Origin of the sequence: Nocardia sp. NPDC051900 (assembly GCF_044452545.1) — a bacterium.
Lineage (GTDB): Bacteria > Actinomycetota > Actinomycetes > Mycobacteriales > Mycobacteriaceae > Nocardia > Nocardia sichangensis.
On the sequence record NZ_JBITBU010000004.1, the window covers coordinates 1 to 18,771 of the forward strand.

Genomic DNA, 18,771 nt, shown 5'->3' on the forward strand with positions numbered 1-18,771 from the left:
GCCCTCCGCCCCCGCCGCGGCTCGCCCTCCCCCGGGGCCCCCCCCCCCGGCCCCCCCCCGCGCCGCCCCCCGCCCCCCCCCCCCCCCCCCCACCCCGCCCCCGCCGCCCCCCCCCCCCCCCCCCCCCCCACCCCTCAGTCCTGCACAGTCACCACTGCAAGCCCGGAACCACGCGCGCGACGCGCGCCGCGGGGGAGGGCAGCGCCATGAGCGGCATGATCACCGGCGCCAGCGCGGACAGCGCGCCGCCGGGCGCTTCGGCAGCGGGCGACGGATCGGCCGGACGGCGGTCCGAGCCGCCCCGCGCCGCGCGGGACTCCCCGAACAGCCGGAAGCCCTGGTGCATGATCTGACGCTTCACCGACGGCATCAGCAACTCGACCGCCTGGGCGAAGGTGCCGACGGGCGTGTCGATGCGATGCGGCCGGTCCTCCAGCGCGCGCACCACGATCGCCGCGGCCTGATCCGGATCCGGCACCGGAAGCGAGCGGTACAGGTCGGTCGGGGCGATCATCGGGGTCCGCACCAGCGGCATCCGCACCGAGGTGAACGTGATACCGGCATCCCGGTTCTCCACCGCCGCGATGTCGCTGAAGTTGTCCAGCGCCGACTTGCTCGCCACGTAGGCGGCGAACCGGGGCACCTTGGTCTGCACCGCGATCGAGGAGATGTTGACCACGTGCCCGAAGCGGCGCGCTCGCATCGACGGCAGCAGTCCCAGGATGAGCCGCACGGCGCCGAAGTAGTTCACCGCCATGGTGCGCTCGAAATCGTGCATCCGGTCGGTGGAGTTGAGCACGGAGCGGCGGATCGAACGGCCCGCGTTGTTCACCAGGTAGTCGACGTGGCCGTGGTCGTCGAGGACGCACTGCACGAGCTTCTCGACCGCTTCGGAGTCGGTGATGTCGCACGGGTAGGTATGCGCGACACCGCCCTCCGCGCGCACCGCCTCGGCGGCGGCCGCCAGGTCGTCGTGACCGCGGGCGACCATGAGGACCGTGGCGCCGCGCCGGGCGACGGCGTGCGCGGTGGCCAGTCCGATACCGGAGGACGCTCCGGTGATGAGCACGACCCGCCCGGCGAGCGGGTCACCGGTGACCGACACGCGGCCTCGCTGCGGGTCGAGGTGGTCGCGCCAGTACTGCCACAACCGCTCGGCGTAGCTGTCGAACGACGGGACGGTCAGACCGGAGCCGCGCAGCTGGGCGCGGGTCGAATCGCTGATGAACTCCGCGGAGAACGAGGTGTGCGGAGCGACTTCGGCCGGGATGCCCACCTGCTCGAGCAGGAAATCGCGCACGGTGGTGACGCCGGGGATGTGCGCGAGGCCGCTGAGCGCCAAACCGCTGCCCGGCACCGTTCCCACGCCGGTCGGGGCGCCCGCCGCGGCGGCGAGCGCGCGATACACCTCCCCGAAGGGCTGCGGCTCGGGGTTGACCAGGTGGAAGGTGCGTCCGTCCAGGCCGGGGCGACGGATCAGTTCGCTCATGGCGGCCGAGACGTAGTCGACCGGAACGATATTCGTGGCGCCGAGATCGGGCAGCGGCAACGGCAGATCGGACGGCAGCGTGGCCAGCCGCGCGATCGCGCCGAAGAAGTAGTAGGGGCCGTCGATCTTGTCCATCTCGCCGGTGCGGGAATCGCCCACGACGATCGCGGGCCGATAGACCCGCCAGCGCACGCCGCGCGCCTGGCGGACGAGTTTCTCGGCGGCGAACTTGGTGCGGTGATACGGCGAGGTCAGCTGCTGTCCGAGGTCGAAGTCCTCCTCGAAGAACTTGCCTTTGTGGTCGCCCGCCACCGCCACGGAAGACACGTGGTGCAGCACCGCGCCCAGCTCGCGAGCCAGGGCCAGCACCGAGCGCGTGCCGGTGACGTTCGCCGCGTGCGCGGTGTCCTCGTCGGCCGTCATGTCGTAGACCGCGCCCAGATGAACGATGTGGTCGGCCCGTGGCGCTTCGCACGCCAAACCGAGCCCTTCGGCGGTGAGATCGCCGATCAGTGCGTAGACCCGCTCGGCGCCGCGCCAGCCCGCCGCGATGTCGGTGAATTTGCCCAGTGACGTCTCACGCACCAGCACGTGGACGATCGCCTCGGCGTCGTTGTCCAGCAGGTCTTGCACAACCCGCCTGCCCAGGAAACCGGTCCCGCCCGTCACGATGTAAGTGGCCATCGCACTCTCCTGCTGTTCAGTCGAACCTTGTTGTCGCACAATTCATCCGGCATGCGGCAATGGATGCGGACAGCGTCGATTCGGCCCCCAGCGACAGACGTCGGGCCGAAAGTAGGAACACCTTCGTCCTGACTTATTACTCAACAGTAATCGACCGCGTGCGGCCCCGGCAAGCGATCATGACCCGTTCACCCTGTGGGACTGGTCACCGTCGGCGCAGGTCAAACGGTATGTGTTACAAAGATTTCCAGTTACCCGAGTTCTGGTCGAGTGTCCAGCAACTGGGCAGCGTCCGGTCTCGCTACTTCTTCTCGACGCGGGCGGGTGGCGTCTGCAGCGGAGGCTTGTCGCGCAGAAACGTCTCGAAGGCGTCCAAGTCGGTCGGGCCCACCGCGGTATCGGCTCCCTCGGTGAAGACGGTGAATCCGTCGCCTCCCGAAGCCAGGAAGTTGTTGGTCGTGATGCGATACGTCGCGACGGGATTCAGTGGCTGACCTGCGATGCGGACGCTGTCGGCGATCACCTTCGCGCCTGTGGGGGCGGTGTCGGAATAGGTATAGCTGATCCCCGCCGGAGACAGAATGGTCGATTTGCCGGAGTTGTTCCACTGCTGTTCCAGCAGGCGCAGGATCTGGCTGCCGGTCAGCGTGAGCGTGACGACCTGGTTGCCGAACGGTTGGACGGTGTAGAGGTCGCCATAAGTGACCGGCCCCTGCTTCAGATCGGCGCGCACGCCACCGGGGTTCATGAAGGCGGCGACGGCGGCGGCCGGACCCGCCGTGACCGACAGCATGGAATCGGCGATCACGTCGCCCAGGGGCGAGGTGCCCGCCGGTCCCGGGTCGTGCGGGAGGGCGTTCGCGGCCGCGCCGACGACGCGGCCCGCGCGCGGCCGGGACTGCTCGGTGTAGAAATCGATCAGCGCGGTCGTCTGAGCGTCGGGTGTCACCTCGCGGGTCACCACGCGGTTGACCGCCGAGGCCTGCACGCCGTCGCCGCCGAAACGCAGCGTGACGTCGGTGACGAGCCGCCCGTACGAGGCGGCCTGGGTGATCACCTTGCCGCCGATGGTGCACACATAGGGCTGGTGGCTGTGGGCGGTGAACACCGCCCGGACCGCGGGGTCGATCCGCTCGGCCAGTCCCGTCACGTTCGGGGTGACGTTCGCGCAGCCGTTGTAGTCCAGGGCCGCGTTCCGCTCCGGCCGCTGGGAACCGCCGTCGTGCACCAGCGCCACGATCGCTTCGGCGCCCGCCGCCTTCAACTCCGGCACGTAGCGATTGATCGCGGCGGCTTCGTCGCCGAAGTGGAAGCCCCGGATGCCTTCGGGCAGAACGATGCTCGCGGTTTCGGGCGTGACCGTGCCGACTACGCCGATCCGATGGCCGCCCACCTCGAGCATGGTCCACGGGCGCAGCGCGGGCGGTGGGTTGCCCTGCGCGTCGATGACGTTCGCCGCGAGATACGGAAATTTCGCGCCGGTGAACGGAGCGCCGGGAGAACATCCGTCGAAGGCGCACCCGCCTTGTTGCAAGCGCGCCAATTCCAGCACGCCGTCGTCGAATTCGTGGTTGCCGACCGCGGAGGCGGCCACTCCCACGTTGTCGAGGAAGTCGATCGTCGGCTCGTCGTGGAACAGGCTGGAGATCAGCGGGCTGGCCCCGATGTTGTCGCCGGCCGCCACCACCGCGCTGGACGGATAGGCGGCCTTCAGCCGGGCGAGATGAGTGGCGAGATACGCGGCTCCGCCCGCGTCGTATTGCGCGATCCTGCCGTTGGACCCGCTCGGCGGCTGCAGGTTGCCGTGCAGATCGTTGAAGCCGAACAGGTGCACCTCGTCCGGTTGCGCCGCACGCAGGTCGTTCGTCGAGATCAACGGCACGATCCCGGCCGCCGTCGAGGAGCCGGGACCGGCGCCGGGGTCGGACGTCGTGCCGCAACCCCCCACCAGACCGACACCGACAAGACCGGCAAGAACCACGGCGATGCGGCGACGCGCTCTCATATCACGACTGTCCCACGTCGGCGACGGTCGCGCACGACAGCCGAAATGCCGCCTGCCGCACGGCGATGCACCGCGCCCGATCCCGCTACTGCGCGGCCGGGAATTCCTCGGCGAGTTCCTCGAAGACCGCGGTGTTCATCGCGAAGGCGCGCCTGCCCTCGTCGAGCACGCGGCGGCGCTCCAGGTCGTCGAGCGGCAGCCGGTCGAGCAGGGCCCGGTATTCCCGCTTGAACGCGGCGGGATTGCCGACTCCGTCGAAGACGTAGAAGCGGACGCCGTCGCCGCGATGGGGTAGGTCCCACAGCTTCTCCGCGGTGCCGCGGATGACCTGTCCGCCCGACAGGTCGCCGAGGTAGCGGGTGTAGTGGTGGGCGATGTACCCGGCGGGCCAGTCGCGCGCGCACTCGTCGATGCGTTCGGCGTAGGCGGCGGTGGCGGGCAGCGGCTCCAAGCCGGTTCGCCAGCCGGCGCCGAGCAGATGTGTGAGGTCGCGCTCGAGTTCCGCGGTGCGGGCCAGCTCGGGCCGGATGAACGGCCCGGCCACCGGGTCGTCGGCCAGCGCCGCCCACCGCTGTTCGAGCGCGCGGTAGATGAACCAGAGCTGGCCGGTGTAGCGGTGATACGAGTCGACGCCGAGCGATCCGCCGAGCATGTCGCTCATGAAGCGGGAGTTCTCCGCCTCCGCGTGCTGTTGCGCGGTGGCGGTGCGGATCTGCGCCGAGAACGGTACTGCCTCCGACATGTCCGGACCACCTCACCTCACAGCGGGGCCGCCACCGAATCGCGGGCCCTGACCAGTTCGATAAGAGATTACCGGTCGGAAGTTGCGCGCGCATGCACCTCGCGGGTCAGTGCGCGGGCGTCGATCGGCGGCGGCGCCGGACGATCGGGCGGCGCAGCGAGCCGAACCGGCGCAGTATCCGCGGCCTGCGCACGGTGCGGTCGCACCATTCGCCGAGAGTCACGCCCGCCGCCAGCGCGCAGCCGATGCCGACGGCCGCGAGCAGCTGGTTGCCCCCGATCAGCAGTTCGTCGTTGAGCAGGGCGTAGAGGCCGCGGTAGACCTTGAGGCCGGGAAGCAGCGGAGTGATGCCCGCGACGGCGACGACCAGCGGCGGAGTCAGCGCGCGGCGGGCCATCAGGCCACCGGCCAGGCCGACCAGCGTCGCGGCGACGCCGGAGGAGATCACCGGGCCGAAACCCGCCTCCTGGATGAGCAGGAAGCAGATGATGCCCGCGGCGCCGCTACCCGCGGCCGCGGCCAGCGCCCGGCGTTCGGCGTAACAGGCGAGCGCGAACGCCAGGGCCGCCACCGCACCGGCCACGATCTTCACCGGCAGGTCGGTGATGTCGCGGGTGGAAGTCAGGTACACCGGGGGCACGGTGGCGTCGACGAGATCGGCGATGCGCAGGGTGAGCGCGATACCCGCGATGATGCCCCCGGTCATCATCATCACCTCGAGCATGCGGGCCGTGGCCGTGATGGGCGCGCCGGTGATCGCGTCCTGCACCGAGCCGACCAGTTGCAATCCGCTCAGCAACACGGTGATTCCGGCCGCGATGATCAGGGTCGGGTCGACGTCGATCCGCAAGCGCGCGGCGAGGCTCGCCAGCACGATGGCCGGGATCGCCGCGATAGCGCCGCCCACCATGTGCTGGAAGAAGAACGGCAGCCCGTAGCGATTGAGGACGCGATTGGTGCGGTCGATCGCCGCCGTGGTCGCGAAACTGACCGCGGCCACGAGGGCGCCGCCGCCGAGCAGCGCGGCGATCGCCGCCGCCATCAGCGACCACGCCGCGGTGGCGGTCCAGCGGTGGTACGGGTGCGGCGCCGAGGTGATCGCGTCGAGCGCGGCGCGGGCCTGAACCGGTGGGACCACTTCGTGGCGGATCCGGCGGGTCAGCCGGTCGACGGCGGCGAGCCGGGTGAAATCCAGGGCGCGGTAGTGCACGATCCGCATCGTGCTGGCCGGTGGCAGCGCGGCGCCACGGTCGGCCCAGATGCGGATGGCGTCGTAGGTGACGTCGATGCTGCACCGGGACAGCCCGTAGGTGGCGGCGATGAACCGCACCGTCGTGGTGGTGTCCACCACGCCGGTGCCGGAGGCCAGCACCACTTCGCCGACCCGGACCGCGAGGTCGAGGACTTCGGCGACCCTGGCGTCGTCGGTGAGGTCGATCGGCTGCAACGGCGTTGGCGCGGTGACGATGGTGTCCGCGGTCGCCTGCCGGTCCGCGACCAGCATGCCGACGGCCTGGGTGACGACCGGAATCGGCCGGGCACGCCGCAGGCGAAGCCCGCGACGCCAGCCGAGGTGATCCACCCGTCCGGTGGTGACATCGCCTACGGAAGTTGCCTCAGGACTCATGGAGGCGAACCTAGTCATCCGATGTCTTCTCGGCATCCGTGCGGGTCGCGGGGGGCGCGCCGGTCGCGATCACCCCTTGGTCGGACCGTCGGTTCGTGATAGAACTTGTTCTAATTTCGGCGATGGGAGCGTGCGGTGCGGTACGGAATCGTGTTGTTCACCAGCGATCGGGGCATCACCCCGGCGGATGCGGCGGTGGCCGCCGAGCGTGCCGGATTCGACACGTTCTATGTTCCCGAGCACACGCACATTCCGGTGGTCCGGGCCGCGGCGCACCCGCGCACCGGCGATGCGAGCCTGCCCGACGACCGTTATCTGCGGACTCTGGACCCGTGGGTCGCGCTCGGCACCGCCGCGTCCGTGACCGAGCGCATCGGCTTGTCCACCGCGGTGGCGCTGCCCGCCGAACACCATCCGATCACGCTGGCCAAGACCATCGCCTCGCTGGATCACCTGTCCGGCGGCCGGGTCAGCCTCGGCGTCGGATTCGGCTGGAACACCGACGAACTGGCCCACCACGGCGTGCCTGCGGGCAAACGCAGAACGGTGCTGCGGGAGCATCTGGAGGCCATGCGCGTGCTCTGGACCGAAGAGGAGGCCGGCTTCGACGGCGAGTTCGTCACCTTCGGCGCCAGCTGGTCCTGGCCGAAGCCGGTGCAGAAGCGCATTCCGGTCCTGCTCGGCGCGGCGGGTACCGAGAAGAACTTCACTTGGCTGGCGAAGTACGCCGACGGATGGATCACCACGCCCACCGAGGACGACCTGGACCCCAAGATCGCTCTGCTGCGCCGGATCTGGCGCGAGCAGGGGCGTGCCGACAATCCTGAGGTCATCGCGCTCGCCGGGCGGCACGACGCGGAGCAGCTGGCGCGCTGGGCCGAATCCGGTGTCACCGAAGCCGTTTTCGGACTGCCCGACCGTTCCGCGGAGGACGTCCGGGCCTACCTCACGCGCCTGGCGGGAAAACTGGGTATCAAGCACGCTGGGTGACACGCGCGGCGTGACCAACCGCGTCCGCGGATCACGACAAGGGCTCACCAGGGCACCGGCCACGACGATAGCGCCCGCCGCGACCAGCAGCCATCGTCGTCCCGGCTCCGCGCCCGCGCCCGCGTCGGCCGCCGGTGGCGGGGTGGTGCGCGCCGAAGACACCGTCCGCAAACGCCATCCGCCTAGACCGGTCCGCCCTCCTGGTCGCTGACGACCGTCAGGCTCAGCCGGATCGGCACCGGCGGCGCGCGTCCTTCGTCGGCAGCACGGCGTCGGCGCTGGTGTAGCGGCCACCGCCAGGGAGCGGCGCGGCCACGTTCGGCGAGCCACCATCGGTCACGGCAAATATCCTGTCGGCCGTTCGGTGCGGCCGGGCTGTGCCCACGCGCCGGGCGCAGCGAGCGCCGCCTCAGGCAGGCGGCGAGCCGAACGGCCCGCTGACGAGGAGTGGCCCGCGCGAACAGGTTCGCGCGGGCCACGGAGGACGCTGTCAGCGCAGGTCGCGGCTGCGGAATGCGGTGATGCCGACGGCGAGCAGCGCCGCGGCGGTCGCGAGCAGCCACAGCAGCGGCTGGGCCTGGAATTCGGCGCCGGGCACCTTCGGCGGGTGGACGAACGGCACGAGATCGAGCATCCAGTGCGGCAGGCCGTCGAGCGAGCCGACGAAGAAGATCACCACCATGGCGCTGAGCACGCCCCACGCGACCGGGGCGAACCGCGGAGCGAGACCGTAGAGCGCGACCGCGATGCCTGTGACGACCCACACCGCGGGCACCTGCACGGCGGCGGCGGCCGACGACTGGGAAAGTTTCGTCCCGAGGTCGCCGTCCGCCGCGCCGTAGACGATGCCGATCGCCACGCCCGAGACCAGCAGTGCGGCGGCGGGGCCGAGCAGCGCGAAGCCGATGTGGCTCAACGCGTAGCGGACGCGGCCGACGGCGCCGGACAGGGTGGCCTCGACCCGGGCGCTGGTCTCCTCGTCGTGCAACCGCAAGGCGGCGGAGATCGAGTAGGCGGACGCGGCCGCGGCGAGCATCGTGAGCGCGTAGGTGATGAAGGACTGCTGCAGCTGCTGTGAGCCGCCCATCCGGGTGACCATGTCCCGGAGGGACGCGCTGCCGTCGAGCATGTCGCCGACGCTGTTCACCGCGCCGCCGATCAGCAGGCCGTAGAGCGCGAAGCCCACCGTCCACGCCAGCAGGGTGCCGCGCTGCAACCGCCAGGCCAGACCGAACGGACCGGACAGGATCGCCGCCGCCGCGGACGGCCCCGGACGCTCGGCGATGAGCCCGGAACCGACGTCGCGGTTGCCGAGCAACGCGTACGCGACGCCGGTGCCCAGCACCGCGAGGGCGGTGAAGAGCAGCAGCACCCACCAGCGTTCCCCGGCGTACGGGCGGATCTGCAGCGACCAGCCGATCGGCGACAACCACGAAAGCACACCGTTTCCGGCGTCACCGACCGCACGTAGCGCGAAGGCCGCGCCGAGCGCGCCGAAGGCCACGCCGCGCGCCACCCGCGCACCGGCGCTGACCTGGGCGGCGACCGCCGCGACGGCCGCCCAGACGATGCCGGACGCGGCCAGGGCGGCGCCGAAGGCCACCGATCCCGCTCCGGGCAGGTCGATGCCGTAGAGCGACAGGGCGCACACGATCCCGGCGAGCAACGCGCCCGAATAGGTCATTATCAAGGTCGCGGTGAGACCGGCGAAACGCCCGATGCTGGTGGCGCTCACCAGTTCCGCACGTCCGGTCTCCTCCTCGACCCGGGTGTGCCGGATCACCGTGAGCACCGTGGCGATGGCGATCATGGTGTACATGGCGCCTGCTTTCCAGGTGCCGATCGACCCGAGCGCGGAGCTGAACACCGGGCCGTACATGGCGATCAGCGCGGGACTGTCGGCCGTGGTCCGCGCGAAGCTGTCCAGTGACGCTTGGTTGTCGTACAGACCCTTGATGCTGGCGACCTGGAACGCGGGCATCAGGCCGATGAGCAGCGTCCACAGCGGCAGCACGATCCGGTCGCGCCGCAGGTACAGCCGCAGCAATCGCCCGGTGCCCGCGAAGTCGCCGGATACGCCGAATACCTGCGCCGCCGTGGCGCGGCCGGCGATGGCGGTGGTCATGCTCGCACCTTCTCCCCGGTGGCCGCGCCGGACTCGGCGCCGTGGCCGTCGACGTGGTAGTGCCGCAGGAACAGCTCCTCGAGCGTGGGCGGCGTGCTGGTCAGGCTGCGCACGCCCGCGTCGCCGAGCACCCGGATGAGCTCGCCGAGGTGCTCGTTGTCGACCTGGCAGCGCAGCGTGTGGTTATCGAGTTCGATGTCCTCCACGCCCGGGATGCGGCTCAGATCGCCCGCGTCGCCGGTCAATTCGGCGGTGATCGACGTACGCGACAGGTGACGCAGGTCCGACAGCGACCCGCTCTCCACCGTGCGCCCGGCGCGAATGATGGTGACCCGATCGCAGAGCGCTTCGACCTCGGACAGGATGTGGCTGGACAACAGGACGGTCGCGCCGCGCTCTCGCGCCTCGTGCACGCACTCCCGGAAGACCTGCTCCATCAGTGGATCCAGCCCCGAGGTCGGCTCGTCGAGCAGCAGCAGCGGCGCGTCGGAGGCCAGCGCGGCGACCAGCGAGACCTTTTGGCGGTTGCCCTTGGAATAGGTGCGCGCCTTCTTGCGAGGGTCGAGATCGAAGCGCTCGATCAGCTCATCGCGCCGCTTCTCGTCGAGACCGCCCCGCATCCGGGAGAGCAGATCGATGGTCTCCCCGCCAGACAGCGACGGCCACAACGTGACATCGCCTGGCACATAAGCCAATTCGCGGTGCAATGCGACCGCGTCGGCCCACGGGTCGCGGCCGAACAGTCGAGCCTGCCCGCCGGTGGCGCGCAGGATGCCGAGCAGTACCCGGATGGTGGTGGACTTGCCCGCGCCGTTGGGGCCGAGAAAGCCGTGGATCTCGCCCTCGGTGACGGTGAGGTCGAGGCCGTCGAGCGCGGTGACGTGACCGAAAGTCTTGCGCAGATCGCGGACTTCGATGATGTCGGACATCACTTCTCCTTGGTGAATGTGTCCAAGATCGTGGGATCGGTGAGCAGCCCTTGGGTGTAGAACTCCAGGGCCGGTGGGGTGAGTTCTTCGCTGAGTTCGCGAATCGCCTTGCGGTAGTCGATCGTCTCGTCGCGGTGCTGGCGCATCTGCATGTACAGCATGGTTGCGCCGACGTTCAGCATCATCAGGTATCGGGCGCGCGCCGCCGGGTCGCGGCTGGGTTTGATCCTGCCCGCCTCGACCGCCTTCTCGAGGTATCCCTCGGCATCTGCGGCCATGTGCTCGAACAGTGATTCCGCCATCGGTCCGCCTGCCTGCAGGCTACGCACCATGTAGGCGACCAGCGGCGCGTACGACTCGATCTCGGCCAGGGCGTCGAGCATGCCCGCCTTCACCGACGACGCGGTGATCGCCTTGACCTTCTCGTCGCGGATCAACTGCAGCACCCGGTCGTCGCAGGCGGCGCGCAGGCCGTCCTTGGACCCGAAGTGATGGTTGACCAGGCCGGGGGAGACGCCGGCGGCGGCGGCGATCTTGCGGACTCCGACCTGGAATCCGTGTTCGCCGAACACCTCGATCGCGGTATCGCGAATGCGCGCCGCGGTGCTCAGATCGTCGGCGGATCCTTGCGGAACGGGCTGTTGGTTAAACACATGTTCAGTATATTAAACAGTCGTTCAACGGTCTAGCAAGACCTGTCGCCGACTTGTCGCGCATCACGGTTTGCCGCCCGTGTACGGGGCTATCGTCGAGACATGACTAGCGGCACGGCAACGACGGCGGACCACCTACGCGCGGCACTCGACGGCCCTTGGGCGGCCGTCCGGGACGAAGCCAGGACCTTGCTGGCCGGGGAGGAGTTCACCGCCGATCCCTACCAGGACTACAAGGCCGCCCGGGCGCGCGTGCTCGAGCAGATGAAGGCGATCTCCACGATGGGGTTCGCCGAGCGCGGCTTCCGCCGGGAGAACGGCGGTACCAGTGAGCCGGGCGCGGCGGTGGTCGGCCTGGAGATGCTCGCGTACGCGGATCTGTCGTTGTGGGTGAAGTCGGGCGTGCAGTGGGGTCTTTTCGGCGGCGCCGTGGAGAATCTCGGCACCGAACGGCACCGGGAGTTCATCGAGCGCTTGATCTCGCTGGATCTGCTCGGCTGCTTCGCGATGACCGAGTCCGGGCACGGCAGCGACGTCGCGAACCTGGAGACCACGGCGACCTACGACCCGCAGACCCAAGAGTTCGTGGTGCACTCGCCGACGCCGTCGGCGCGCAAGGACTACATCGGGGGCGCGGCCGAACACGCCAGGATGGCCGCGGTGTTCGCGCAGCTGATCACGCAGGGCGAGAACAAGGGCGTGCATTGCCTGCTGGTGCCCATCCGCGACGAGAACGGCGCCGACCTGCCCGGCGTGACCACCTATGACGACGGCCTCAAGGGCGGCCTGCCCGGCGTGGACAACGGGCGCATCGTCTTCGATCACGTGCGCGTGCCCCGGGAGAACCTGCTCAACCGCTACGCCGACGTGGCCCCCGACGGCACCTACAGCTCCGAAATCGACAACCCCAGCCGCCGGTTCTTCACCACGCTCGGCACCCTGGTGCGCGGCCGGGTGAGCGTCGGCGGCGCCGCGGCGGCGGGCGCGCGCGTCGCCCTGAGCATCGCGGTGCGCTACGCGCTGCTGCGCCGCCAGTTCTCTGACCCGGACACCGGGGTGGAAACCGTGCTGCTGGACTACCGCAGCCACCAGCGCCGTCTGCTGCCGCTGGTCGCGAAGTCGTATGCGCTCGCGTTCGCGCAGAACGACCTGGTGCGGCGGATGCACCTGGTGCAGACCGGCCAGAATCTCGAGCCGGGCGCACAGCGCGCGCTGGAGAAGCGCGCGGCAGGCCTCAAGGTCGCGCAGACCAACCACGCCACCCGCGCCATCCAGGAGTGCCGCGAAGCGTGCGGCGGCGCGGGTTATCTCACGGAGAACCGGCTGGTGACCTTGAAGGCCGACACCGACGTGTTCACCACCTTCGAAGGTGACAACGTGGTGCTCACCCAGTTGGTGGCCAAGGAACTGCTCACCGCCTACGCCGACGAGGTGCGCGACCTGGACGCCCTGGGCTGGGTGCGCTTCGCCGCGACCATGGCCGGTGACGTGGTGCGCAAGCGTTCGGGCGTGCGCCAGCTGATCCAGACCCTCCGTGACCGCGGCGACGATTCCATCGATGAGGGCGATCTGTCCCGCCGGGCGGTGCAACTGCAATTGTTCGCCGACCGTGAGGACTACCTGGTCCGCACCGCGGCGCACCGGCTGCGCGCCAGGGCCGAGGAGACCGGCCCGTTCGAGGCGTTCAACAATGCCCAAGACCACATCCTGGCAGCGGGCTCGGCGCACATCGACCGGCTGGTGCTCGAGGCGTTCATCGAAGGGATCTCCGACATCGAGGACCCGGCCGCGCGTGAACTCGCCGACTGGATGTGCGACCTGTTCGTCTACTCCACCATCGAGGAGAACCAGGCCTGGTACATCATGCACCGGTTCATGTCGGTGGACCGGGCGAAGGCGGTGCGCCGCGGCGTCAACGAACTGGTCGACCGGCTGCGTCCGCACGCTTCGACCCTGGTCGAGGCCATGGGCGTGCCGGAGCGGATGCTGCGCGCGGCCATGCTCGACGACGCGAGCGTCTTCCAGCGGGACCAGCCGATCTCGGCGTCGTCCTAGCGGCAGGGCGGTCGCCCCCGTCGGCGGCCGCTCAGCCCGGTCCGTACGCCGTGAGCGCGGTGACCACGAACCACACGACCCAGACGAAGGCGACGATCATGCCGATGGCCAGGACGGTGCGCATCACCGCGCGCCCGAAGTCGAGGTCGCCGGACTCGCGTGGATACAGCTTCCACGGGCTGTACCAGGGCGCCCGGATGACGAAGGCGGACGCCTGCGCTTCCCGCTCGGCCTGCGCGAGTTCCTCCGCGTAGGCCTCGGCCTGCGCCTGGTTGGGCCCACCATGCCAGAGCGTGATGTCGATCGGGCCGAGGAAGCCCTCGTTGAGCAGTTCCTGCGGCGCGGGCAGGTAGGGCAGGATGCCGAGACCGCGGAACGCGACGGCGACGTCGTTGGCCGTCCAGAGGAACTTCTCCTCCGTGGCGAGCGAGTCGAAGTAGTGCCGCAGCCGGCCCGGGTCGTCGCCGATGATCACGTCGAAACTCGGATCGGCCCACCGCTGTTCGAGTCGCAACTGGGCGCCCGACAGCGGGACGACCAGCGCGACGCCGTGCACGACCCGCTGCCCGAGTCCGCGGGCGGCCAGCCATTCCTGCAACGCGAAAGTGTGCTCGCGGGATTTGTCCAGCGGCGTGCTGCGGTCGCGGCTCTCCGTCGCCACCGGCTCGCCGTTGATCGTCCACTCGCCGTTGAGCGGGACCTCCAGCACGCCATCCTGGCGGGCGACCAGTGCATCGGCCTCGATCACCACGCAGCTGGTCGGGGTCCAGACCACGGCGTCGAATTGGTGCAGCCGATCCTTGTGGAACAAGCTGCAGGTGATCGTCGCGACACCATGCGGACTCCCGGGGTCCTTCCAGGTGCGCAGCCAATCGATCAGCACCCGCTCGGCATTGGTACCTGCGGCGTTCTGGACTCGCACGAGCATTGGCGGCCACCCTTCACGTCGACACTCGACAGTGGACAGGATACGAGGTGCCGCAACGGATTCGCCGCGCACGTGCCGACGGACGGCGTGTCGGGCGCGAGGCACGGCGGCCGGGCTACTCCGGTTCCTCGGCGGCGATCCGGCCCGCCCGCACGGCCCCGGCCAGTTCGGCGTGGTCGGCTTCGGTGCGGTCGGCGTAACGCACCGCGAACGCGGCGACCGCGTCGTCGAAGCGTTCGTCGCCGTCCAGATATCCCGACAGCAAGCGCGGATCCAGCGATCGGGAATGGGCCCTGGCAAGCAGCGCGCCCGCCAGCCGCCCGTAGTCGTCGAGGTCGTCCGCGGGCAGCTCGGCGGGATCGATGCCGCCCTTCATATTGCGGAATTGCCGGACGATGAACGGCATTTCGACGCCGTCGCCGACCGGGTCGAGGGACGTCCAACCGAGCAGGAGATCCGACTCGGACTGAACAAGCCTGGCGCCTCGCACGATTCGCTCACCCTCGTGCCGTACGGCGGACCTCGGCAGGAACGGGGCGAGCGCCGCTGCCGCGGCCTGCTTCACTTGCAGGACCAGCGCCTCGCCGTCGTTGCCGTGCAGCAGCGCGAGATAGCTGCGCAGCCCGACGCTGCCGGTCCCGACGATCCGGAACGCGATGTCGGACACGGCGAACCGGGCCAGGAGATTGCGCCGCGACTCGGGCAAGGTGTCGGCATAGCGCTCCAGCCCGCCGATCACCGCCTCCGCGACGCGCTCGTCCACGGCGGTCAGAATCGGCGGATCGTTGACGAAGCGGTGCTTGCGGATACCGGTCTGGTGATCCTCGAGGTGCTCGGTCCACTTGGCCACCACCTTGGCGCTGGTGTTCTTGCGCGCCTTCTTGGCCGCCTTCTTGAAGTCGTCGAGCAGGTCGTCGGCCTCAGCCCTGGCGAGCACCGACTCGTCGGGCAGTGCGGACCAGGACGCCATGAACGGCATCGCGGCCAGATCCGCCACGGCCAGGCGGTAAGAACGGGCGGCGTCGCGCGCGGCGGTGCGGCACTCGTCCTCGTCGGCGCCCGCCTCCCGCCCGGCCAGTACCAGGCTGGCCGCGAGGCGCTCCAGATCCCACTCCCACGGACCGGGCACGGTCTCGTCGAAATCATTGATGTCCATGATGATCTCGCCGCGCGCGGTGCCGTACAGGCCGAAGTTCGCCGCGTGCGCGTCACCGCACAGCTGGGCGGTGAGCCCACTGTCCGGGCCACCTGCCAGATCGGCCGCCATCAACCCCGCCGCGCCCCGATAGAAGGTGAACGGCGAGGCGATCATCCGCCCGATCCGCAGCGGTATCAGGTGCTCCAGCCTGCCCGCATTGCTCATCTCGACGAAATCGAACACGCTCGGACGCCGTACTCCGGTGGCCGCCCGATCCCTTGCGCTGACCGGAACCCGCTCACGCAACGCGCGTCCGCGGGCGCGCACCTCCTCCGCGGGCACGTAGGAGCGCAGATCGATACCACTGTCTGACACAACGGATCACGCTAGCCGCAGGCGACCGTTCATGCCGCGTGGTGTCGGCCTCACTTCACCTGGGTACGGGGCGGCGCGGGCTCGATCGGCAACCGCAGCGCGCCGGGCGCCTCGGCGGGCACCGCCGGTCGCGCGGGCGGCACCGGAGCGATGCGCCGGTAGGCCGACCCCAGTTCCGGCCGCGGGTCGGGTTCGTCGCGGTTGGGCCAGAACGCCATCGCGCGCTCGGCTTGCGCGGTGATCGTCAGCGACGGGTTCACGCCGAGATTGGCGGTCACCGCCGAGCCGTCCGCGACGTGCAGGCCGGGATGACCGTAGACCCGCTGGTACGGGTCGACCACGCCGCTGCGCGGGTTCTCGCCGATCACGCATCCGCCGATGTAGTGGGCCGTGGCCGGGATGTCGAACACGTCCATGATCAGCCCGTGGGTGTCGCCGTCGACCTTGGCGCCGAACCGTCTGCCGATGTCGTGGGCCAGGGGGATCCAGGTCGGGTTCGGCTCGCCGGTGCCCTGCCTGGTGCGCAGCCGCCCGCGCCGGCGGAACGCGGTCAGCGAGTTGTCCAGCGACTGCATGATCAGCAGGATCACCGACTTCTCCGAGGCGTGCCGTGCGTTCAGGCTGCGCAGGAACACCAGCGGGTGCAGCAGGATCGCCAGCAGGAAGCGCAGGAAGCGGAACGCGCCGCCGTCCACGATCGGCACCGACATCGGGAACAGCGCGTTCTGGCCCTTGCCGTAGTGACACACCTCGACGTGGGTGTCGGGCTCCGGGTGGATCGATGAGGTGATCGCGATGCCCTCGGCGAAGTCGCGGCGGGCGCGGCTGACCACGTTGAGGATGGCCTCGGAGTTGCTCCGGGTCAGTTCGCCGAGCCGGGGCGACAGGTGCGGCAGCACGCCGTCGTCCCGCATCTCGAGCAGCAGCTTCTGGGTGCCGAGCGCGGCGCCGGCGAACACCACCTGCTCGGCGGTGAAGGTTCTGCGCTGCTTGCGGATCCAGCGGCCGGACCGCTCGGTGTCGACGGCGTATCCGCCGCCGGGCAGCGGCCGCACGGCGGTGGCCGTGGTCAGCGGGTGAACCTGCGCACCGGACTGTTCGGCCAGGTAGAGATAGTTCGTGGTGGTGGTGTTCTTGGCGTTGTGCGGGCACCCGGTGAAGCAGCGCGCGCAGTGCACGCAGCCGTTGCGGCGGGGACCCGCGCCGCCGAAGTAGGGATCGTCGACCTCCGTGCCTGGATCGCTTTCGTTGAAGAACACGCCGACATCGGTCGGATGGTAGGTGTCGGCCACACCGAGGTCCTCGGCGATCTCCCGGATCACCTCGTCGGCCGGGGTCGTGCGCGGGTTGGGCGCGACGCCGAGCATGCGCTTGGCCTGGTCGTAGTACGGCGCCAGTTCCGCGCGCCAGTCGGTGATGTGCGCCCACTGCCGGTCGGTGTAGAAGTTCGGCAGGGGCTCGTACAGCGTGTTCCCGTAGATCAGCGAGCCGCCGCCGACACCGGCGCCGGAGAACACGGCGCACTTGCCGAGCAGGCTGATCCGCTGCGGACCGGTGAGACCCAGGCGCGGCGCCCAGATCGATTTGCGCACATTCCAATTCGTGCGGGGGATGTCCTCGGCGTTCCATCGGCGGCCTGCCTCGAGCACCCCGACGCGGTAACCCTTCTCGGTGAGCCGCAGGGCGCTGACGCTGCCGCCGAAGCCGGAGCCGATCACCGCCACGTCGTAGTCGAATGCGGACATGACTTCCTCTCGCTCACCGGCCACATAGTGAGAAATATTCCAAATCATTCTGTCACCGTCGCGCTGTGGCGGAAACCATCCTCGCACGGGCATGCCGCGTCGATATCCGGAAAATTCGGCCCGCGGAGATGGCGAGGAGCGGGGTCGGTGGGGTATGCACGGGGCGTGACAACCGAATCGGGCGCAGCCCAACCGGAGGAACGCGCCGCCGACGGCGGAGTGCGGGGAGTCTTCGCCGACCGCATCCTGACCGTGCCGAACGTGCTGAGCGTGCTGCGCCTGCTGGGCGTCCCGCTGTTCCTGTGGTTGCTGCTGATCGAGCGGGCCGATGGCTGGGCGTTCGCCCTGCTGGTCCTCAGCGGCGTCACCGACTTCCTGGACGGCAAACTCGCCCGGCTGCTCGGGCAGTCCTCACGGCTGGGAGCACTGCTGGATCCGTTCGTCGACCGGCTCTATCTGGTCACCACGCTGGCGGCTTTCGTGATCCGCGGGCTGATCCCGTGGTGGGTCGCGGCGATCCTGGTCGGCCGCGACCTCGTGCTGACCGCGACGTTGTCGGTGTACAAGCGCCGCGACCTGCCCCCGCCGGAGGTGATCTACCTGGGCAAGGCGGCCACCTTCGCGCTGATGTCCGCGCTGCCCTGGCTGCTGGCGGGGCAGATGGACTGGGCTGCCGCCGGTTTCGGGCGCGCCTTCGGCGGGGCCCTACTGATCTGGGGCACCGCGGTCTACGTCTGGACCGGCGTGCTGTACACCGGCAAAGCCATCGCGGTCGCAAGAGCGATACCGGCTGTGGGGCATCGGACGGCGTAGCCGATAGAGTTTGCGTGCAACGTTCAAACGAAAGGACGGCCTGTGACCCAGACCCCCGAGGATCTGCGCTACACCGAGGAGCACGAGTGGGTACGCCGGATCGCCCCGACCCGGGTGCGGGTGGGCATCACCGACTACGCCCAGTCTCAACTCGGTGACGTTGTGTTCGTGCAGCTGCCCGAGGCGGACGCGGAGGTGGTCGCCGCGGACAGCATCGCGGAGGTGGAGTCGACCAAGAGCGTGTCCGACATCTACGCGCCGCTGAGCGCGAAAGTCGTTGCGGTGAACGACTTGCTGAACTCGGAGCCGGAGACGTTGAACGCCGATCCCTACGGTGACGGATGGCTGTTCGAGTTGGAGGTGGGCGATGCGGCGAGTCTCGACGCGACGCTCGGTGAACTGCTGGATGCCGCAGGTTATCAAGGAGTTATCGGGGGCTGAAGCAGCCTTCCCAGTTCTACCTGCACGGGTGC

Annotated in this window: 14 protein-coding genes; 4 read left to right on the forward strand and 10 right to left on the reverse strand. The window is 69.7% G+C overall.

The features are described from left to right. Positions 1-148 precede the first annotated feature (148 nt). The 4 genes from ACIA5H_RS07230 to ACIA5H_RS07245 form a co-directional block, all read right to left on the reverse strand. A complete protein-coding gene (locus tag ACIA5H_RS07230) occupies positions 149-2,173 on the reverse strand; it encodes an SDR family oxidoreductase (protein WP_355078512.1) in 2,025 nt (674 codons plus the stop codon). 301 nt (positions 2,174-2,474) lie between these two features. After that, a complete protein-coding gene (locus ACIA5H_RS07235; protein WP_379255783.1) occupies positions 2,475-4,178 on the reverse strand; it encodes a bifunctional metallophosphatase/5'-nucleotidase in 1,704 nt (567 codons plus the stop codon). An 85-nt stretch (positions 4,179-4,263) separates the two neighbouring features. Next, positions 4,264-4,920, reverse strand: coding sequence for a heme oxygenase (biliverdin-producing) (locus ACIA5H_RS07240; protein ID WP_397074540.1), 657 nt, complete (start codon positions 4,918-4,920; stop codon positions 4,264-4,266). A 106-nt stretch (positions 4,921-5,026) separates the two neighbouring features. Beyond that, the gene (locus tag ACIA5H_RS07245) at positions 5,027-6,424 is read right to left on the reverse strand and encodes a threonine/serine exporter ThrE family protein (protein WP_397075035.1); all 1,398 of its coding nucleotides are present in this window, start codon (positions 6,422-6,424) and stop codon (positions 5,027-5,029) included. Positions 6,425-6,682: 258 nt separating this feature from the next. On the opposite strand from ACIA5H_RS07245, the gene ACIA5H_RS07250 reads away from it, so the two are divergent. Continuing rightward, on the forward strand, positions 6,683-7,537 hold the full coding sequence (locus tag ACIA5H_RS07250; RefSeq protein ID WP_397074542.1) for an LLM class F420-dependent oxidoreductase: 855 nt from the start codon (positions 6,683-6,685) through the stop codon (positions 7,535-7,537). 490 nt (positions 7,538-8,027) lie between these two features. Here ACIA5H_RS07250 and ACIA5H_RS07255 read toward each other — a convergent pair whose 3' ends face one another. From ACIA5H_RS07255 to ACIA5H_RS07265, 3 genes are read right to left on the reverse strand one after another with little or no spacing between them, the layout of a single operon-like run. Next, the gene (locus tag ACIA5H_RS07255) at positions 8,028-9,662 is read right to left on the reverse strand and encodes an ABC transporter permease (RefSeq protein ID WP_397074544.1); all 1,635 of its coding nucleotides are present in this window, start codon (positions 9,660-9,662) and stop codon (positions 8,028-8,030) included. Beyond that, on the reverse strand, positions 9,659-10,591 hold the full coding sequence (locus ACIA5H_RS07260; protein WP_379255780.1) for an ATP-binding cassette domain-containing protein: 933 nt from the start codon (positions 10,589-10,591) through the stop codon (positions 9,659-9,661). Before ACIA5H_RS07260 ends, ACIA5H_RS07255 begins: the two co-directional genes overlap by 4 nt. Further along, a complete protein-coding gene (locus tag ACIA5H_RS07265; protein WP_356968613.1) occupies positions 10,591-11,244 on the reverse strand; it encodes a TetR family transcriptional regulator in 654 nt (217 codons plus the stop codon). Before ACIA5H_RS07265 ends, ACIA5H_RS07260 begins: the two co-directional genes overlap by 1 nt. 102 nt (positions 11,245-11,346) lie before the next feature. Here ACIA5H_RS07265 and ACIA5H_RS07270 point away from each other — a divergent pair, with 102 nt between their 5' ends. Further along, entirely contained in the window at positions 11,347-13,299 is a 1,953-nt protein-coding gene (locus ACIA5H_RS07270; RefSeq protein WP_356968611.1) for an acyl-CoA dehydrogenase, read from the forward strand. A gap of 31 nt (positions 13,300-13,330) precedes the next feature. Here ACIA5H_RS07270 and ACIA5H_RS07275 read toward each other — a convergent pair whose 3' ends face one another. The 3 genes from ACIA5H_RS07275 to ACIA5H_RS07285 all read right to left on the reverse strand — a co-directional run bounded on the left by ACIA5H_RS07275 (position 13,331) and on the right by ACIA5H_RS07285 (position 17,485). Next, the gene (locus tag ACIA5H_RS07275) at positions 13,331-14,227 is read right to left on the reverse strand and encodes a nuclease-related domain-containing protein (protein ID WP_379255778.1); all 897 of its coding nucleotides are present in this window, start codon (positions 14,225-14,227) and stop codon (positions 13,331-13,333) included. A 115-nt stretch (positions 14,228-14,342) separates the two neighbouring features. Further along, positions 14,343-15,740 (reverse strand): DUF2252 domain-containing protein, encoded by a 1,398-nt coding sequence (locus tag ACIA5H_RS07280; protein ID WP_397074547.1) that lies wholly within the window; start codon positions 15,738-15,740, stop codon positions 14,343-14,345. Positions 15,741-15,790: 50 nt separating this feature from the next. Continuing rightward, complete coding sequence (locus ACIA5H_RS07285; protein ID WP_397074549.1) at positions 15,791-17,485, reverse strand: GMC oxidoreductase; 1,695 nt, start codon at positions 17,483-17,485, stop codon at positions 15,791-15,793. Positions 17,486-17,704: 219 nt separating this feature from the next. Between ACIA5H_RS07285 and ACIA5H_RS07290 the strand changes: the two genes are divergently transcribed. Next, complete coding sequence (locus ACIA5H_RS07290) at positions 17,705-18,298, forward strand: CDP-alcohol phosphatidyltransferase family protein (RefSeq protein WP_379255828.1); 594 nt, start codon at positions 17,705-17,707, stop codon at positions 18,296-18,298. 42 nt (positions 18,299-18,340) lie between these two features. Continuing rightward, complete coding sequence (gene gcvH, locus ACIA5H_RS07295; RefSeq protein WP_355078501.1) at positions 18,341-18,739, forward strand: glycine cleavage system protein GcvH; 399 nt, start codon at positions 18,341-18,343, stop codon at positions 18,737-18,739. The last annotated feature ends 32 nt before the right edge of the window (positions 18,740-18,771 follow it).